Source organism: Salibacterium salarium (assembly GCF_030813635.1).
In the GTDB taxonomy this organism is placed as follows: Bacteria; Bacillota; Bacilli; order Bacillales; family Marinococcaceae; genus Salibacterium; species Salibacterium salarium.
The window spans coordinates 244,702-261,403 of the sequence record NZ_JAUSUM010000002.1; the positions used below are offsets into that span (position 1 = coordinate 244,702).

Sequence of the window (16,702 nt, forward strand, 5' to 3'; positions counted from 1 at the left end):
AAAATAATAAAAGTGATGGTTGTCGCTATTCGTCATTAATGTTAACCTTTATATAATTAAAGTTAACAAAAATTTAGAGAGGATGGCTTATTATGGGTGGAAGAAGAGACTGGTCATTGTTGGCTAATGAAATATTAAGAGGAACTCCGGCGACGAAACAGGATGGATTAGACACACTTCATGCGGGTGATGGAGAGCTACTGTCAATATTAAATGCAGCTTATGCCCTTCGTTATCACTATTATAAAAACGAAGTAAAATTAAATATGATTGTGAACGCAAAAAGTGGTTTGTGTCCAGAAAACTGTGGATATTGCGCGCAATCATCCATCGCTGATACTGCAGTTGATAAGTATCCGTTATGGAATAAGGAATCGATCATTCGTGGTGCAGAAGAGGCGCTAGAGCGCAAGGCAGGAACATATTGTATAGTTGCTAGTGGAAGAGGTCCAACAAATAAGGAAATTGATCAGGTTGTGAGTGCTGTAAAAGATATTAAATCGACAATGCCTTTGACGGTTTGTGCCTGCCTTGGAATCTTAAAAGAAGGACAAGCGGAACGTCTGAAACATGCAGGAGTGGATCGATATAATCACAATTTAAATACGCATGTTGATCACCATGAGGCAATCACGACTACACATACATATGCAGATAGGGAAAATACAATCCATGCCGCCAAAAAGGCAGAAATATCACCATGTTCTGGAGTTATTGCAGGAATGGGAGAGACTGACGAGCAATTGATTGAAACGTTTTTTGAATTAAAAAAATGGGGAGCTGACTCTGTACCAATTAATTTATTGCACCCGGTTGAGGGAACGCCGCTTGAAGATAAGGAAACAATTGGACCGTTACGATCTCTAAAAATTATAGCGGCAGCAAGATTTATTATGCCCGATAAGGAAATAAGGGTGGCTGGAGGTAGAGAAGTTAACCTGCGTACATTACAGCCACTTGCTCTTTATCCAGCTAATTCTATTTTTGTAGGAGATTATTTAACAACGGGGGGACAGCAAGTCAAAGCTGATCATCAAATGATTAAAGATATGGGATTTTGTGTTGATGAACCTTCCCTGTCGAAAACATATTAACATGTTTAAAAGAGGTTGGGACAAAAGAAAAATATGCGGTAGTAAACACGAATGTCTTGCGCTGGTCAAGAGCTGCATATTAGCGGAGCCAAAATGCTTCGACTCCTGCGGGAAAAGCACGAAGGAACTTCTACTAAAACCGCACACGTCCTGTGTAAAACGTAGAAGCCACCGCATCCTGCGGAAGTGAGACCCCGCAGGCAGGGGTTTTCTGCCGAGGAGGCTCGAGCCGTGCCCGCGGAAAGCGAAGTATTTTGGCGCAGCGATTTGTCTTAGGAACGAAAAATGCCGAACGATTTTGTGAAATCGTTCGGCATTTTTCTATCTTATAAAGGTTTAGTCCCAGCCCCTTTTCGATGGAAGGATACTTTTAATAAGGGTGATCTTTTCTTGAACATTGCTTATGTTTATCTTAGAAATTTATTATTATTTCTAGGAGGAAGAGAGGTACACAGGTTATAATGAAAGGGAGGTATCCAGCAGTAGTTCTACTTATGGAGAGGATGATAACTGATGGAATTAATAGAAGGATTGTTAAGAAGGCGCACAATTTATTCTTTTAAACAGGAAGAAGTGAATTCGACGGTCATTGATAGAGCTTTGGACTGTGCTATCATGGCTCCAAATCATAAAATGACAGAACCCTGGCATTTTTATGCAGTAAAGGGTGAGACTAAAGAAAAACTTGCACAAAGAAAAAAAGAATTAAAATGGGAAGGTTTTCTAGACCAAGACTCTGAGCGGGCCAAACGAGCAGGAGAATCGGCATATACGTACATAGTTAACTTGCCATGGGTAATTGTTGTTACTACACATCGTTACAGCGTGGATCCTGTGAGGGAAAAGGAAGATTATGCTGCTACTTGCTGCGCCATTCAAAATTTTCAATTAGCAGCTTGGACTGAAGGGGTAGGAACAAAATGGTCTACAGGCCAGTTGGTGAAAGATCAAAAGGTACGTGATATCCTTGGTGTTGGAGAAGAAGAGGAAATAGTAGCTGTTTTATACCTTGGATATCCTGAAGATGTTCCAGAGCAAAAGAAACGCAATCGTACAGAAATAGTGAATTGGTTGAGTTGAACAGGAGTGAAACGGATGAAAGGAACACTAACTATTGGTGCCATATTATTAGCTGCAATCATAATCTCGGGTTTTTTTATACCGATTCAACTAAGTGCTCCGCCTGACGTAAGGACAATTGTAGATCATACGAATCAAGAGTATGTAAGTCCACCTTGTTTTAATGAGGCAGAACTCAGTAACTACCTGCAGGAAAGTGACTTGGGTGAAGCTCAACAGCTTGATTATGAAGCAGAATCCAAATGTACAACGAATAGTTTAGTAGAAGAAGACGTCACATTGAACATAGCATTGCTTAAAATGTTGGGGCTAGTTGGAAGTAAATGGAGTAGCAGTTTGTGGGAAAAGCAATAATTATTTGACAATAATTAAGAACATATAAGTATGAGCGATAGATAAAGAGAGTATGTTGAATGATGAGTCCTCACGCTTTCATACGCTAAGGCACTAGTTTGTATAAAGTCAAAACACCTTTGTTAGGATACAAGACGTATGATAAGCTGATATTTGTGAAATTTTCAAATATAATGTAAGGAACATCACACTATGACACATAGGAGTTGTAATAACAGAGATGAAAGTAGCTAAATTTGGAGGCAGTTCGCTTGCCAGTGCAGATCAAATTAAGAAAGTATCGGATATAATCACAGCCGATCAAGACCGCAAATTTGTTGTTGTGTCAGCACCAGGAAAACGGAACGATGAAGACACGAAAGTCACAGATTTGTTAATAGAACTTGGAGAAACCTTTTTGAAAGAAAAAAAGGCAGAGGAGCCGTTACAGAAAGTTGTGGAACGATATCGCGATATTGCTAAAGGCCTCGGACTTGATGAGGACATCGTGCAAACTATTGAGGATGATTTGAAAAGCCGTTTAGCTTTTGATCCGACTGACAGAGATCGTTTTATGGATCAAATGAAAGCAAGCGGAGAGGATAACAATGCAAAAATTATTGCTCGTTATTTGCAAAGCATTGGTATTGTAGCTGATTACATCCATCCTCAAGATGCAGGTCTGTTTGTAAGTAACACACCGGGGAACGCTCAAGTTTTGGATGAAGCATATGATCATTTATACAAACTACGAGACAAAAACGGCATTTTAATTATTCCTGGATTTTTTGGTTTTTCCAAAGAAAATCAGCTTGTGACTTTTCCGCGTGGTGGATCAGATATTACTGGTTCCATTATTGCAGCAGGTGTTAAGGCTGAACTTTATGAGAATTTCACCGATGTCGATTCAGTTTTTGCGGCGAATCCAACGGTGGTAGACAACCCATGTGCGATTAAACGCATGACTTTCAGAGAAATGAGAGAGCTATCTTATGCAGGGTTTGGTGTGTTTCATGATGAAGCGCTCATACCAGCGTTTAAAAGCAATATCCCCGTTTGTGTAAAAAACACAAATAACCCTGGAGCAAGCGGCACAATGATTATTAATGAACGGGAATATGCGTTGAACCCTGTGATAGGTATTGCAGCGGATAAAGGTTTTAGCACCATTTATGTACGAAAATATTTAATGAACCGTGAAGTTGGTTTTGGTCGCAAGTTATTATCGATTATTGAAAATGAAGGAATTTCATATGAACATATTCCGTCTGGTATTGATGATACATCCGTGATTTTAGAAAATGACCAATTAACTCCTGAAAAAGAAGAAAAAATCATTCATCGTATTATAAATGAACTTGGTGCGGATGATGCGTACTTTGAAAAAGATTTTGCAATGATTATGCTTGTTGGTGAAGGAATGCATGAAACGGTAGGGATTGCAGCAAGGGCAACCAAAGCTCTGTCTGAAAAAGAAGTTAATATTGAAATGATTAATCAAGGTTCTTCAGAAGTTTCTCTATCGTTTGGTATACATGATGAGGATGTAGATAAAGCAATCCGTGGATTATATGAAGAATTCTTCAGTACAAAAGAAGTGTTACAGTAGAATCGATGAAAAAGCTCTTTTGCCACATCCAGGCAAAAGAGCTTTTTGTTATACTTAAAAATTATTTGCTTCGATGCTTTTTTTCATCTAGGAGCAGTTCTTTTAATTCTTGAACTTCCTTTCGCAACTCTTTCACTTCATTTTCGGAGGATTTCTCAGAAACTAGAGTACTATCCTGTTCCATTCCCATTTCATCAACTTTTTCCACATTATTAACGATGACACCGATGAATAAGTTAAAAATGACAAAGGTACCAACAAGTACAAAGCTGACAAAGTAAATCCAAGCTGATGGTGAAGTCTCTAGTAATGGCCTCATGACATTACTAGCCCATGACTCTAACGTAACTACTTGAAAAAGTGTGAGCAAGGAATCTCCAAGACTTCCGAAATATTCAGGTGCAATATGTTGATATAATATCGTACCAATTACAGCATAAATATAAAAGATGATCCCCATTAAAATCATAATATTTCCAAGTGCTGGAATAGTCATAAGCAGTGCATCAACCAACCGCCGTAATGATGGGATGAATGATATTGCTCGAAGAATTCTTAACACTCTTAGTACACGCAGGACTGTTACAAAATGAGCGCCGGTAAATATAAAGCCAGATATAACTATTAAGAAATCAAACCAATTCCATGGGCCTCGAAAAAAAGAATAAAAGGGTTTAGAACCAACGATTCGCAACGCAATTTCAATCGTAAAAATCCATAGTAGGATCCGGTCGGCCATGTAAAAAAGTGATTGATTATTTTGATAAATCCCTTGAAATGTTTCTAGTCCAACAATCGCCGCATTGATGAGAATTATAATCATCACCGAATGTATAAATAGTCGATGTTCGACAAGACGTGATATTTTATCTCTCCAATTTTCCGCAGACTTGCTGTTCATAAGTATCGATTTCCTCTCCTTTACGATTCCTTTCCTTTTCCGCTGCTTTTTGATTCTACTAGAAGAATAGAAGAGAATAAAGATGATAAATGAAAAAAACGTGTACAAACAGTGAAAAGACGCAACACCCTTTTCTTGGAATGTCACGTCTTTATCGTTACTAATTATTGAACTTTGTAGAACCTCCTAAAGCTTTTGATTGATTAATGGCAGCGTGAATAGCTTTCTGAAAGCTTTCTTGTAATCTATTACTTTCCATTGATTGGAATGCTGCTTCTGTTGTACCTCCTGGACTTATCACTTCATTGTAAAGGTCTCGCGGGGACAAATGTGATGATTGAAGGCGGACAGCTGCACCATAGATTGTTTGTATGATTAATTCTTTCGCTTTTTCTTCAGATAAACCAGCATCTTTGGCTACATTACTCATAGCTTCTACAAAATAATAGAAATAAGCCGGTCCACTGCCGGAAATGCCAGTAACAGCATCTAGATGAGATTCTTCAAGAATCGTCACGGTTCCAATAGCGGAGAATAAGTCCGCTGCTTGATCGAGATGATGTTGGGCTGCATAATAACCAGAACTGACTGCTGTTGATGATGCTCCTACTTTCGCTGATGTATTAGGCATTACACGAACAACAGGAATGGGATTATCTAATAATTGTTCGATGTAAGAAGTAGTCACACCGGCTAGAACAGAGAGAACTAATTTATTTTCTGTTATAACAGGTTTGAGTGTAGCAACAGCTTCTTCTATATGCTTTGGTTTCATAGCTAAGATGATGATATCTGCTATTTCGACTGCTTTTGTTGGAGTAGGTGTTGTATTAACACCAAAATTGTTTTTTATGTCTAGTAAACGTTGCTCGTTAGAATGATTAGTAACAGTAATATTTGTTGGTGATACAAGATGTTTTTTGAGCAAACCACCGATAATTGATTCTGCCATCGATCCTGCGCCAATGAAGGCAATGGTTTTGTCGTCTGTCATCATGTTTCCTCCTATTCTTTTATTTGGCCGCTGCCTTCTACTAAATATTTCAAAGATGTTAAAGCATTTAATCCCATTGGTCCACGGGCATGAAGTTTTTGAGTACTGACACCAATTTCTGCTCCGAAACCAAACTCAAAACCGTCGGTAAATCGGGTAGATGCATTATGATAAAGAACAGCTGCGTCCAAGTTTGAGAAAAATAGGTTCTTATTGGATTCTTCTTCTGTTATGATCGCTTCAGAATGTCCGGTACTGTATTCTTTAATATGAGCAATAGCACCATTGATATCTGGTACCATCTTGACAGCGGTGGTTAAGTCCAAATATTCTTCTGACCAGTCTGTTTCGGTGGCGGCTTTAACATCAGGGTGGATTGACTGTACACTTTGATCACCCCGAACTTCAACCTCATTTTCTACGAGCGTTTTAATAAGTGCTGTCCCGTGTTGCTCCGCCCATTTTTCATGTAAGATAATTGTTTCAGCAGCATTACATACAGACGGCCTATTCGTTTTAGCGTTAAGAGCGATATTTATTCCCATTTCTTTTGTGGCGCTTTCATCTATAAACACATGACAGTTTCCTACTCCTGTTTCAAGAACTGGAACAGAAGACTGCTGTACAACGGTTTGAATAAGACCTGCTCCACCTCGAGGAATAAGGACATCCAAATAATCGTTCATCGTAAACAATTCTGCAGCTGCTTCTCTGGATGTATCTTTTGCTAACTGAATGGCATCTGTTGGAATATTATGGTTTTCGAGCACTTTATGAATGGAAGAGACGACTGCTTTGTTTGAAAAATCAGCTGATGAACTTCCTCTTAAAAACGCTGCGTTTCCCGTTTTTAAACATAGTGCAGCGGCATCTGCTGTCACGTTAGGGCGGGCTTCATAAATAATACCAACTACGCCAAGCGGAACACGAATACTTTGGATATGAATGCCGTTAGGGCGAGTCCAGCTTTCGATTGCTTGGCCGATTGGGTCTTGAAGACTTTGGATATGCCGAAAGCCGTCGGCCATATTGTAAATACGCTGTTCATTTAATCGTAATCTGTCCATTAGAGCTTTGGAAATACCGTTATCGTAACCAGCTTGTAAGTCTTTTTCGTTTTCAGCTAAAATCAGTTCTTTATCTTTTTCAAGCTGATCTGCTATTGCAGATAATAACTCATTCTTTTCTATAGAGGTAAGCATTGCTATGCTGTCTGCGGCTTTTTTCGCTTTTTTTCCCTGTTCTAAAATAATTCCCATTTTATATCCTCTCCTTTTCTATATGAACCCACTCATCACGATGGATGACCTCTGCTCTTTGGGTAACGGTCATTGCAGCTGCTTCGAGGGAAGATTTCCCTTTAATTTGCATGATTTCAGTCGCTGACATGTTGACCTGGCCTTTTCCAATCAAATGTCCTTTATAATCTTTCACTTCTACGACGGCTCCCATTTCAAATTGACCATCCACCTTAATGATGCCGGCTGGAAGTAAGCTCCGTCCTTTTTGCAATAGGGCTGTTTTTGCCCCTTCGTCTATAGTGAGTTCCCCTGTAGATAAAGAATGAAGGGCAAGCCATTGTTTTTTACTGTTCAGCACAAAACGTCCTGGGAATCCGATGTAGGTGCCGTCTCCTTTTCCGGCTAAAACATCTAATAATGATGAAGGACCCGAAGTCATTCCGATAAATGCTCTCAATCCAAGTGATAATGCTGTATGAGCAGCCTGAAGTTTTGATTTCATTCCACCAGTACCGACGCTACTCCCACTTTCACCAGCCTCCTCAAAGAGTTCCTCGTGAACTTCTGATAGAAAGTGATATCGTTTAGCATTTGAGTTCGTTTTAGGATTAGAATCATAAATTCCATTTATATCTGTTATAATGATTAGACAATCGGCGTGAATAAGCCCCCCGACAAGTGCGGACAGCATATCATTATCACCAAATGTTAGCTCATCAACAGCAATGGAGTCATTTTCGTTAATAATTGGGAGAACGCCGCGGTTTAGCAATTCGGTTAAAGTAGAGTAGGCATTTTGATATTGAGATTTATCGGAAAAATTATCGCGCGTCAAAAGTATTTGACCGGTTTCAATACCATATTCTTTAAATGCTTCTGTGTACGCCTGCATTAATAAACCTTGGCCCACTGCCGCGGATGCTTGTTTGCCTGCAAGAGTAACAGGACGGGTAGGATATTTTAATCCTGAAAACCCAGCTGCCACCGCACCAGAAGAAATAAGGACGACTTGATGGCCTTCTTTTTTTAACCTAGCAATGGATTCAACATAAGCATTTAGTTTGGTCCGGCTTAATTCTCCGCCGGAATTCGTTAACGAACTACTTCCAATTTTAACGACGATACGCTCTTTTTTCATATTTATCACCCCTTTCAAACAAAAAACTCTTCCGTCCTTCTTTCTAAAAGGACGGAAGAGTCATCGGTTCCGCGGTACCACCTTTATTAGACAACAAATGAAAAAAAGATGTCGTCTCTCTTGATACATCCTGTAACGAAGGATAGACGGTCAAGTTATGTCCTGACAGCTCCAAGGCGGGTTCAAAAACGTATTTTCCGTGCAAAACCTCTCAGCCTAGGGTTTTGCTCTCTGAATGGAAATGCGGAATTTTACTATTCCCTTTCGCGGCCGATTTCTGTATAAATATTGATTACGTTAAAATTTTATATGTATCTTAATTATCTGAGAAATTGAATCCATTTGTCAAGTATTTATCGATATTATATATTAACTTACATAAAGCGGGAAAGGGGCGATAAAATGGCCCGTACACCAAAAAATATACTAATTACAGGGGCATCGAGTGGAATTGGAGCAGAGCTTGCCAAAAAAGCAGCTGATAACGGTGATTATCCTTTACTTGTTGCAAGATCTGTTCAGAAATTAAAAAGTCTTGAGAAGGAACTTAGGAGAATGGGCTGCGTTTGTAGCATTTTTCCAGTAGACGTAACAGACGAACAAGCAGTAATAGAAATGATAGTGGAGATTGAACAGCATTTTGGTGAAATTGATGTTGTCATAAATAATGCTGGTGTTGGAACTTTTGACTTGGTGGAAAACTTAACATCAGAAGACGTAAAACAGATGATTAATGTGAATATCACAGGTGTGTTTAATATAACAAAAACAATACTGCCGTATATGAAGACACGTAATGATGGCCATATCATAAATATAGGCTCTCAAGCAGGTCGTTTAGCCACACCGAAATCCTCAATCTATGCAGCAACGAAGCACGCACTAATTGGATTCAGTAATGCTCTTCGTTTGGAAACATCGGCATTTTCTATTCGTGTTTCAATCGTTAATCCTGGACCAGTACGAACACCATTTATAAGAAAAGCAGATCCAAGCGGAAACTATGAGAAGGCTGTAGAGAACTTTTTTGTTGATCCTGCTAAGCTTGCAAAAAAAATCATGGGATTGGTAGATAAACCACGGCGGGAATTGAATTTACCATGGTGGATGGCAGCTGCAGCTCGAATTCATGCTGTGATTCCGGCTGTTGTAGAAAAGCTAGGAAACCGTCAGTTTAAGAAAAAATAAAACAGCTTTATTTATAAGCTATATTGCTGTTACGATAGACTCGTGCTAGACTGAGTGAAACTCATTTTAATGAAAAGGAGACAGACCGATGCATGTAGATCGAGTAGGAATCGCCGTCTGGCTCCGTTCGACAAAACAAGTACGTCACTTGCGCAAATACGGAGTCGTATATTATGTTTCGAAGAGTATGAAATATGCTATTTTATATTGCAATCGTTCGGATGTTCATCATTTAGTACAGGAGTTAGAGTCATTATCTTATGTAGACAAAGCGGAACGATCAAAAAAACCAGAGATTCGAACGGAATTTAGCAAGCCAAGCAAACCAAAAGAAAATTCTTATGACTACAATGTAGGTATTTAAAAGAGCGTCTCTTTCTTTTTTGGAAAGAGACGCTCTTTTTTGCCAGTTATTTTGATGATTACTGTAACGTTTGACGTGATAACAAATGCTTCTTTTACGGGAGGTTTGATCATTATTTCTATTAATTGTTTCGTTCCTCGAATTGTATTAAAATAACGGAGTAGAAAGAAGGGACTTTTCATGATTAATTGGAAGAAAAATCTTTATATATTAACGGTTTCAATATTTATTGTAATGGCGGCAATGACAATGATTGTCCCTTTTTTGCCGCTGTATTTACAGGAGCTTGGTGTAACAGACCCTGCCAAAGTCAGTACGTGGGCGGGTCTTATTTTTGGTATTAACTTTTTTAGTGCTTTCCTTGTTTCTCCTTTTTGGGGGCGGTTAGCAGATAAGCACGGACGACGTTTAATGGTGTTGCGTTCCGGTTTTGGGATGGCGATTGTTATGATACTGATGGGATTTGCCACAGGTCCATGGAGTCTTTTCTTTTTTAGGTTACTAAATGGAACGATTTCTGGTTTTAACCCAGCATCGATAGCATTGATATCGACTAATACACCAAAAGAGTATGTCGGTCGGGCGCTTGGCATTTTACAGGCTGGCGCAGTAGCTGGCAGTATTTGCGGACCGTTATTCGGTGGATTGATGGCAGAAATTGTAGGATTCCGTATGATTTTTAATATTACAGGAATTTTTATTGCACTGGCTGCCTTTACTGTATTGATTTTCGTAAAAGAAGATTTTACCCCTCCGAAGAATGAAGAGAAAACAAGTACTAAACAGGATTTTAAAACTATTGCTGCAATAAAGCCGATTCCGTCCATTTATGTTATTATATTCTTAATTCAATTCGGTTTAGTCGGTGTCAATCCGCTTGTATCGCTGTTTGTAGAAGAATTGAGTGAAGGGATGAATAGTGCTTTCTTTGCTGGTCTGGCAGTTTCTTCAATGGGATTTGCCAATATGTTGGCATCACCGAAACTTGGAAAATGGAGCGATCGAAAAGGAGCACAATATGTTTTATATGGTTCCTTAATCGGGGCTGCTATTTGTTCGATACCACAAGCCTTTGTAACGGAGTTGTGGCAGCTTATTGGTATGAGATTTTTCACTGGATTATGCTTAGGAGGACTGCTTCCGGCTGCTAACACGCTTATTCGAAAGCTTGCACCTGAGGGGATGGAAAGCCGAACGTATGGATTTTCGAATAGTTTCTTGTTTTTAGGAAATATGCTTGGTCCAATGATTGGAGGCTTCATAGCGGGATTTGCTGGTATAAGAAGCTTGTTCATCATTTCCGCTTTGTTATTGTTTATTGGTGTTATCACGATGAGAAAACAAGTTTTGCCGGTATTGGATAATAGATAAAAGTAATAAAAAAAGGCTGTTCCTCAGGGTTGTAGGAACAGCCTTGCCCGTATATCCCGGGCTATGGGAGAGGAGAAACCGGAGGAAGAACTTATGGGGAAACGTAAGCCTTCTCCGCGGTTGCCAGCAACATGGATTCATGCTGCTGTTTGTAAGTATGCACGATGAAAAGCAGATTTATACGTGTTTTTTGGATGAATCATAAATTCTTATGTTTGCCTTTTTCTGTTTTTGTGGTAGGATTAGGACGAAATTTAAGAAAGGAAAGAACGTGTATGCGCGTCATTTCTGGTGTTTATAAAGGAAAAACTCTGAAAGCGGTTCCCGGGATGAAAACAAGACCCACGTCTGATAAGGTGAAAGAAGCACTGTTTCACCGGATTGGTCCTTATTTTGAGGGAGGATACGGGCTTGATTTATATGCTGGCACAGGAAGTTTAGGTATTGAAGCTATCAGCCGCGGTATAGATTCATGTATGTTTGTTGATAAAGCGCCGCATTCGGTGAAAATAATAAAACAGAATCTAAAAACGGTTGCAGTAGAAGAACATACGGAAGTTTATTGTAATGATGTTCTTCGGGCATTATCAGCTCTTGGTAAAAGAAAAAGAACTTTTGATATTATCTTTATGGATCCTCCTTATCATAAGCTCGTTATATCTGAATTATTAGAAGGTATTGCAGAAATGAGTTTGTTGAACGAAAAAGGAATAGTAATATGCGAACATCATTCGTCGTCAACACTTTCGGATGAAATTGCAGGGTTCACAAAACAAAGTACGGAACGTTATGGGGATACAAGTGTATCTATTTATGAAAGAGCGGAATAAAGGAGGAGGTTATTATGGCCAGCGTTGCAGTTTATCCTGGTAGCTTTGACCCTGTCACTAACGGACATATAGACATTATTGAGAGAAGTGCCAAAGTATTTAATAAAGTGATTGTGGCCGTTTTACATAATCGTAACAAAGATCCATTGTTTTCAATAGAAGAGAGAGCTTTAATGCTTCAACATTCGGTTGCAGACATACCGAACGTAGAAATTGATTCTTTTAATGGTTTGCTCATTGATTATGTAAGAAATAAGAATGCAAAAACAATAATCAGAGGATTGAGGGCTGTGTCTGATTTTGAGTATGAGATGCAAGCAGCATCTATTAACCGCAAACTTGATCCTGAAATTGAGACATTTTTTATGATGACAAATAATCAATATTCTTATTTAAGTTCGAGTATTGTTAAAGAAGTAGCAAAGTATGAAGCGAATGTGGATGGTCTTGTACCAGAGTATGTCGCAAGGTCATTATATGAAAAGTATGGACCATTCTCTACCACGTAACAGTCTGTGTTTTTGGATGAAATCTATGGAAAATCGTGCACCCTAACAACTAATAACGGAACAATTTCACTATGAAAAACTGCTGAATAACAAGGGTTGCCTCCAAAGTTGTATGGGGGCAGCCCCTTTTCTTATGACTAATAACTCGGACGATAAATTGGTTCATGCATGAATCTTAGTGATATTGTCGTGAAATACTGTTAAATGATTAAAACGAATCCCGATTCCTTGTATGTTCCTTTGTTGTAAAGGATGTTATTAGTAGAATATAAAGGAAAAGAAACACCATTGTCACGAAACTACCGTAGTTTATGATCTGTTTATTGATGGTTTCCCATATTACAATAAATGATTCATTCGTACTTCCTGACACTGCCGGTTGCTCCAGCCGTTGGATATATAACGGCTGCCAGAAAATATAAGTTAACAAAGCTGCAATAATACCATGAAGCCAGCGGGCGAAAAAAAACGGGGAAAAACGAATGTCAGTTTCTGCGAGTAAACTTGCTACTTGAGCGTGGACAGAAAAGCCACTGAATCCAAGAATAAATGCTGCCACCACAGCTTTTTGCAGTAAAGGTATAGAAGCTAAATCGCTAATTAATTTATTCCCAACGGTGATTTCGAAAAATCCAGAAAGCCAGGGGAAAGCAAGGTCCGATCCATAGGATACGGATGCTAATATCAGATTAGGGAACCACGCCATATAATCAATTATTCCAGTTACGTTCAAAAGTCTGTATAACACAGAAAATAAAACGATAAATCCACCAATCATGAACAATGTATTAATAGACGATGTGACAGCATCCCCTAGCTTTTTTCCAAAAGGGCGCTTGTCATTATTTTGTTCATGAAGTGCTGCTTGAATGGCAACTTTTACTGAGTGAGAGGATACCGCTTCCGTTGAAGGAGAGGTAGTAGATTTGTAAAAACGCATAATTAATCCGACCACCACATTGGACGAATAATGAGTAAAGGCTAACAATAAACCAAGAGATACATTATGAAAAAAACCAACAGCAACTGCACCGCATATAAAAAGAGGATTAGAGCAGTTTGTGAAACTAACCAGACGTTCAGCTTCTTCTTGTGTGATTTTTTTTTGCTTCCGAAGCCTTACCGTGAATTTTGCACCAGAAGGAAATCCTGATACGAGCCCCATTGCCCAAACAAAACCTCCAGCTCCCGGTACATTAAATAATGGACGCATAATAGGATCTAATATAACGCCAAGAAAGCTAACTACCCCAAACGCGATTAACAATTCAGCAGCAATAAAAAATGGTAACAGAGAAGGGAAGACAGAATTACTCCATATGAGAAGACCGTCTCTTGATGATTCGAGTACTTCCTGTGGGTATATAATTAAACTTAGCGTAAAGATACATACTAACAGCGCCATGATAAGCATCGTCAGTTCTCGTAGTCTCAAGTCCGGATTCCTCCTCGCAGGCTATGTTACAAAGTCAAACACAAAGCATTTGTTTGTTAAAACATGTTAAAATAAACGTATCTCTTTCTTTGAATTTGGACTAGTTCCTCTCCAACATGAATATGTAATGAATAACGATATTTAGACCAAAGTGACAAAAAAGACATTGAAAATGAGCAGCGATGAAAGGAGATGCAGCATGAAACACCGGAAAAAAACTACTATTAGCCGCAGTTGGATTATACTTATCGTGCTAATTCTTATCCTTGCCATTAACCAGATTCCCTTGCCTTATTATTATTCACAACCAGGTGAGGCTTCAGGGCTTGCGGAAATGATAGCAGTAGAAGAAGGTTATGAAGAGCAGGGTGAATTTTACTTAACAACTATTCGTCAAAGAAAAGCAAACATTCCGTTGTATGTCTGGGCGCAACTTTCATCTTTTCGTGACCTAACACCTGAGGAAAACTTTTTGAGAGAGGGCGAAACAGATGAAGAATATTTTCATCGTCAGGATATGTTGATGGACAGCTCCCAACAATCTGCTAAGATTGCTGCTTATAAAGCAGCTGATCGTACTTTTGAGGTTAGGTATAACGGTATTCGAGTAGCGCAAGTCATTGAGGGAATGGATGCAGAAAACCATCTACAAGAAAATGATAGGATTACAGGAATCAATGGAGATAGTGTGAATACGCTAGAGGAAATGAATGCAATACTTGAAAATAAAGACGTCGGTACAGAAATGGAGATTACCGTAAAAAGAGATGAACAAACCGTAACAGAAAATGTGGAAATCGACACTTTTCCAGAGGAACTAGATAGTTCAGGAAGAGCAGGACTTGGTCTTCTTTACCCATACACGGATAGGGAAGTAACATTTGATCCAAATGTTGAGATTAAGTCTGGTTCAATCGGAGGACCATCCGCTGGTTTTATGTTTTCCATGGAAATATACAATCAGCTTACAAAAGATGATTTGACAAGTGGATTAGATGTTGCGGGAACAGGAACAATAGATGATGAGGGGAATATAGGCCGAATTGGTGGAATTGATAAAAAAATTGTCGCAGCAGATAGTTCGAATGTGGACGTATTTTTTGCCCCTGATGATGATGCTGCATCTCCATCGAATTATGAAGAAGCGGTAGAAGCCGGAGATGAAATAAATACGTCAATGGAAATTGTTCCTGTTCAGCATATAACAGATGCGATAACTTATTTAAACGAGAAACAAGATTCTTCATCATAAATAAACAGCCTCCGATTCTTTAATTCAAAATAATCGGAGGCTGTTTATATTCATGATCCCATTTTATTTTTCGCATTGATGGAGGTAGGACAGTGTAATAAGCCATCGCAGCTTTTTCATCCAATTGTTGTTGTGGTGTTTTATTTTTTGGAAGTGTTGAAAATACGGGTATATCAATGTGTTTTTTTATTTGATTTAAATATGCTTGCCCAGATGAGTTCATTCCTAGGACACGAATATGGTCTGCTTGTTGTGTTTCTAGAGCAAGTCTCGCTTCAGATTTCAATGTCCCCGTTAATACTTGCACCGCTAAACGTTGTAGCCTTGTCCAAGTATAGCGCTTTGTTTTTAATGCTGTCATAAAACTGTGAAAGGAAGCATGCGTTTTTATTAATGTTTGAAAACGGTGATGCAATCCTTCTTCCGCTTCGTATATTTCTGATAGAAATGCAGATGATAAAGTAAGCGTTTTTGCTTGAAGAAAACAAAAGTATTGCTCCCAATTGTAATAATGGCCTCCATTGTTTAAAAAATCTTGTATCACTTGAAACGTACTAGCGGGTACTACATTGTGAATTTTTTCTGGAGTTTTGGAATCTTCTATAAGAGAACGGCGTATGCTGGTTGCACTGGAAATCGAGGAGCCCGATAAATTTTTATCGTGGTAATGCGACGCTGTTCGTTTTATTGTTTCTGGTGTAATGGAACAATTTAAATAATTGATCGCACGCATGTAGTGATAACCTAATACGTTGTTAGGCTGTGATAAATCAGGACAATCTTTATCGGGATCTAATTTTGCGAATGCCAGAGAAGCTGCTTTCGGAAAACTATATCCCTGTTTACTAAATTTTTTTATATAGGTATCGTAGGTTTGACTCTTGGTCTCCAAAAAATCAAGCAACTTTATAAATGGAGTAATCTCCCCATGTTCACTTCCAAAACAAACGGTATCTACACCTAGTTTATCTAATATAGAAATAGCGCCTTGAGCGAACCAGCCCGCATGTTGACTTGAGAATATGTAAGGAAGTTCGACTACTAAGTCAGCTCCGCCCTGAAGTGCCATCAATGTGCGATCACGTCTTGGTAATAGTGCGGGTTCTCCTCGTTGCAAAAAATAACCACTCATTACACAAACTACTACATCGGCATTTGCTGCTTTTTTGGCAGCTTGGACGTGATATTGATGACCATTGTGAAAGGGGTTATATTCTACAATTAATCCGACGGCTTTCATAACGATAAAGTCTCCTTTATAACAGCTATATATATCATGCATCTTTCGCTCGGGTGGAAGACATGTTATGATAAGTAAACTGTTTGTTTCCTTTTAGTATAATGTAAAGAAAAAATATTGACA

General features: G+C 38.8%; 16 protein-coding genes and 1 other annotated feature. Of the genes, 10 read left to right on the plus strand and 6 right to left on the minus strand.

Annotated elements, in window-relative coordinates; translation table 11 throughout:
- The first annotated feature begins 92 nt into the window (after window positions 1-92).
- The 4 genes from bioB (at window position 93) to J2S78_RS07070 (ending at window position 4,116) form a co-directional block, all read left to right on the plus strand.
- Window positions 93-1,094: a biotin synthase BioB gene (gene bioB / locus J2S78_RS07055; RefSeq protein ID WP_306897354.1), complete on the plus strand. Its 1,002-nt coding sequence runs from the start codon at window positions 93-95 to the stop codon at window positions 1,092-1,094.
- 513 nt (window positions 1,095-1,607) lie between these two features.
- The gene (locus tag J2S78_RS07060; RefSeq protein ID WP_306897356.1) at window positions 1,608-2,174 is read left to right on the plus strand and encodes a nitroreductase family protein; all 567 of its coding nucleotides are present in this window, start codon (window positions 1,608-1,610) and stop codon (window positions 2,172-2,174) included.
- Between the two features lie 15 nt (window positions 2,175-2,189).
- Entirely contained in the window at window positions 2,190-2,528 is a 339-nt protein-coding gene (locus J2S78_RS07065) for a hypothetical protein (protein WP_306897358.1), read from the plus strand.
- A 220-nt stretch (window positions 2,529-2,748) separates the two neighbouring features.
- Window positions 2,749-4,116, plus strand: coding sequence for an aspartate kinase (locus tag J2S78_RS07070; protein ID WP_306897359.1), 1,368 nt, complete (start codon window positions 2,749-2,751; stop codon window positions 4,114-4,116).
- 61 nt (window positions 4,117-4,177) lie between these two features.
- Here J2S78_RS07070 and J2S78_RS07075 read toward each other — a convergent pair whose 3' ends face one another.
- The 4 genes from J2S78_RS07075 to proB all read right to left on the minus strand — a co-directional run bounded on the left by J2S78_RS07075 (window position 4,178) and on the right by proB (window position 8,390).
- Window positions 4,178-5,017: an ion transporter gene (locus tag J2S78_RS07075; protein WP_306897361.1), complete on the minus strand. Its 840-nt coding sequence runs from the start codon at window positions 5,015-5,017 to the stop codon at window positions 4,178-4,180.
- 160 nt (window positions 5,018-5,177) lie between these two features.
- Window positions 5,178-6,011: a pyrroline-5-carboxylate reductase gene (gene proC / locus J2S78_RS07080; protein WP_306897365.1), complete on the minus strand. Its 834-nt coding sequence runs from the start codon at window positions 6,009-6,011 to the stop codon at window positions 5,178-5,180.
- An 11-nt stretch (window positions 6,012-6,022) separates the two neighbouring features.
- Window positions 6,023-7,270: a glutamate-5-semialdehyde dehydrogenase gene (locus tag J2S78_RS07085; RefSeq protein WP_306897366.1), complete on the minus strand. Its 1,248-nt coding sequence runs from the start codon at window positions 7,268-7,270 to the stop codon at window positions 6,023-6,025.
- A 1-nt stretch (window position 7,271) separates the two neighbouring features.
- Complete coding sequence (proB, locus tag J2S78_RS07090; protein ID WP_306897367.1) at window positions 7,272-8,390, minus strand: glutamate 5-kinase; 1,119 nt, start codon at window positions 8,388-8,390, stop codon at window positions 7,272-7,274.
- A 44-nt stretch (window positions 8,391-8,434) separates the two neighbouring features.
- Window positions 8,435-8,667 (minus strand) — a binding site (T-box leader).
- Window positions 8,668-8,792: 125 nt separating this feature from the next.
- Between proB and J2S78_RS07095 the strand changes: the two genes are divergently transcribed.
- The 5 genes from J2S78_RS07095 to coaD all read left to right on the plus strand — a co-directional run bounded on the left by J2S78_RS07095 (window position 8,793) and on the right by coaD (window position 12,652).
- Window positions 8,793-9,578, plus strand: a complete 786-nt coding sequence (locus J2S78_RS07095; RefSeq protein ID WP_306897368.1) for an SDR family NAD(P)-dependent oxidoreductase — start codon at window positions 8,793-8,795, stop codon at window positions 9,576-9,578.
- Window positions 9,579-9,666: 88 nt separating this feature from the next.
- Window positions 9,667-9,942 (plus strand): YlbG family protein, encoded by a 276-nt coding sequence (locus tag J2S78_RS07100; RefSeq protein WP_306897370.1) that lies wholly within the window; start codon window positions 9,667-9,669, stop codon window positions 9,940-9,942.
- 180 nt (window positions 9,943-10,122) lie between these two features.
- On the plus strand, window positions 10,123-11,313 hold the full coding sequence (locus J2S78_RS07105; protein ID WP_306897372.1) for an MFS transporter: 1,191 nt from the start codon (window positions 10,123-10,125) through the stop codon (window positions 11,311-11,313).
- A 275-nt stretch (window positions 11,314-11,588) separates the two neighbouring features.
- Window positions 11,589-12,143: a 16S rRNA (guanine(966)-N(2))-methyltransferase RsmD gene (rsmD, locus tag J2S78_RS07110; RefSeq protein WP_306897373.1), complete on the plus strand. Its 555-nt coding sequence runs from the start codon at window positions 11,589-11,591 to the stop codon at window positions 12,141-12,143.
- Window positions 12,144-12,157: 14 nt separating this feature from the next.
- A complete protein-coding gene (coaD, locus tag J2S78_RS07115) occupies window positions 12,158-12,652 on the plus strand; it encodes a pantetheine-phosphate adenylyltransferase (protein ID WP_306897376.1) in 495 nt (164 codons plus the stop codon).
- Window positions 12,653-12,860: 208 nt separating this feature from the next.
- On the opposite strand, the gene spoVV is transcribed toward coaD, so the two are convergent.
- Window positions 12,861-14,087: a dipicolinic acid transporter SpoVV gene (spoVV, locus tag J2S78_RS07120; RefSeq protein WP_306897377.1), complete on the minus strand. Its 1,227-nt coding sequence runs from the start codon at window positions 14,085-14,087 to the stop codon at window positions 12,861-12,863.
- A gap of 199 nt (window positions 14,088-14,286) precedes the next feature.
- On the opposite strand from spoVV, the gene J2S78_RS07125 reads away from it, so the two are divergent.
- Window positions 14,287-15,339, plus strand: coding sequence for a SepM family pheromone-processing serine protease (locus tag J2S78_RS07125; RefSeq protein ID WP_306897379.1), 1,053 nt, complete (start codon window positions 14,287-14,289; stop codon window positions 15,337-15,339).
- Window positions 15,340-15,358: 19 nt separating this feature from the next.
- Here the strand turns inward: J2S78_RS07125 and J2S78_RS07130 are convergent, their stop codons facing one another.
- Window positions 15,359-16,579: a nucleotidyltransferase gene (locus J2S78_RS07130; RefSeq protein WP_306897382.1), complete on the minus strand. Its 1,221-nt coding sequence runs from the start codon at window positions 16,577-16,579 to the stop codon at window positions 15,359-15,361.
- Window positions 16,580-16,702: the final 123 nt, after the last annotated feature.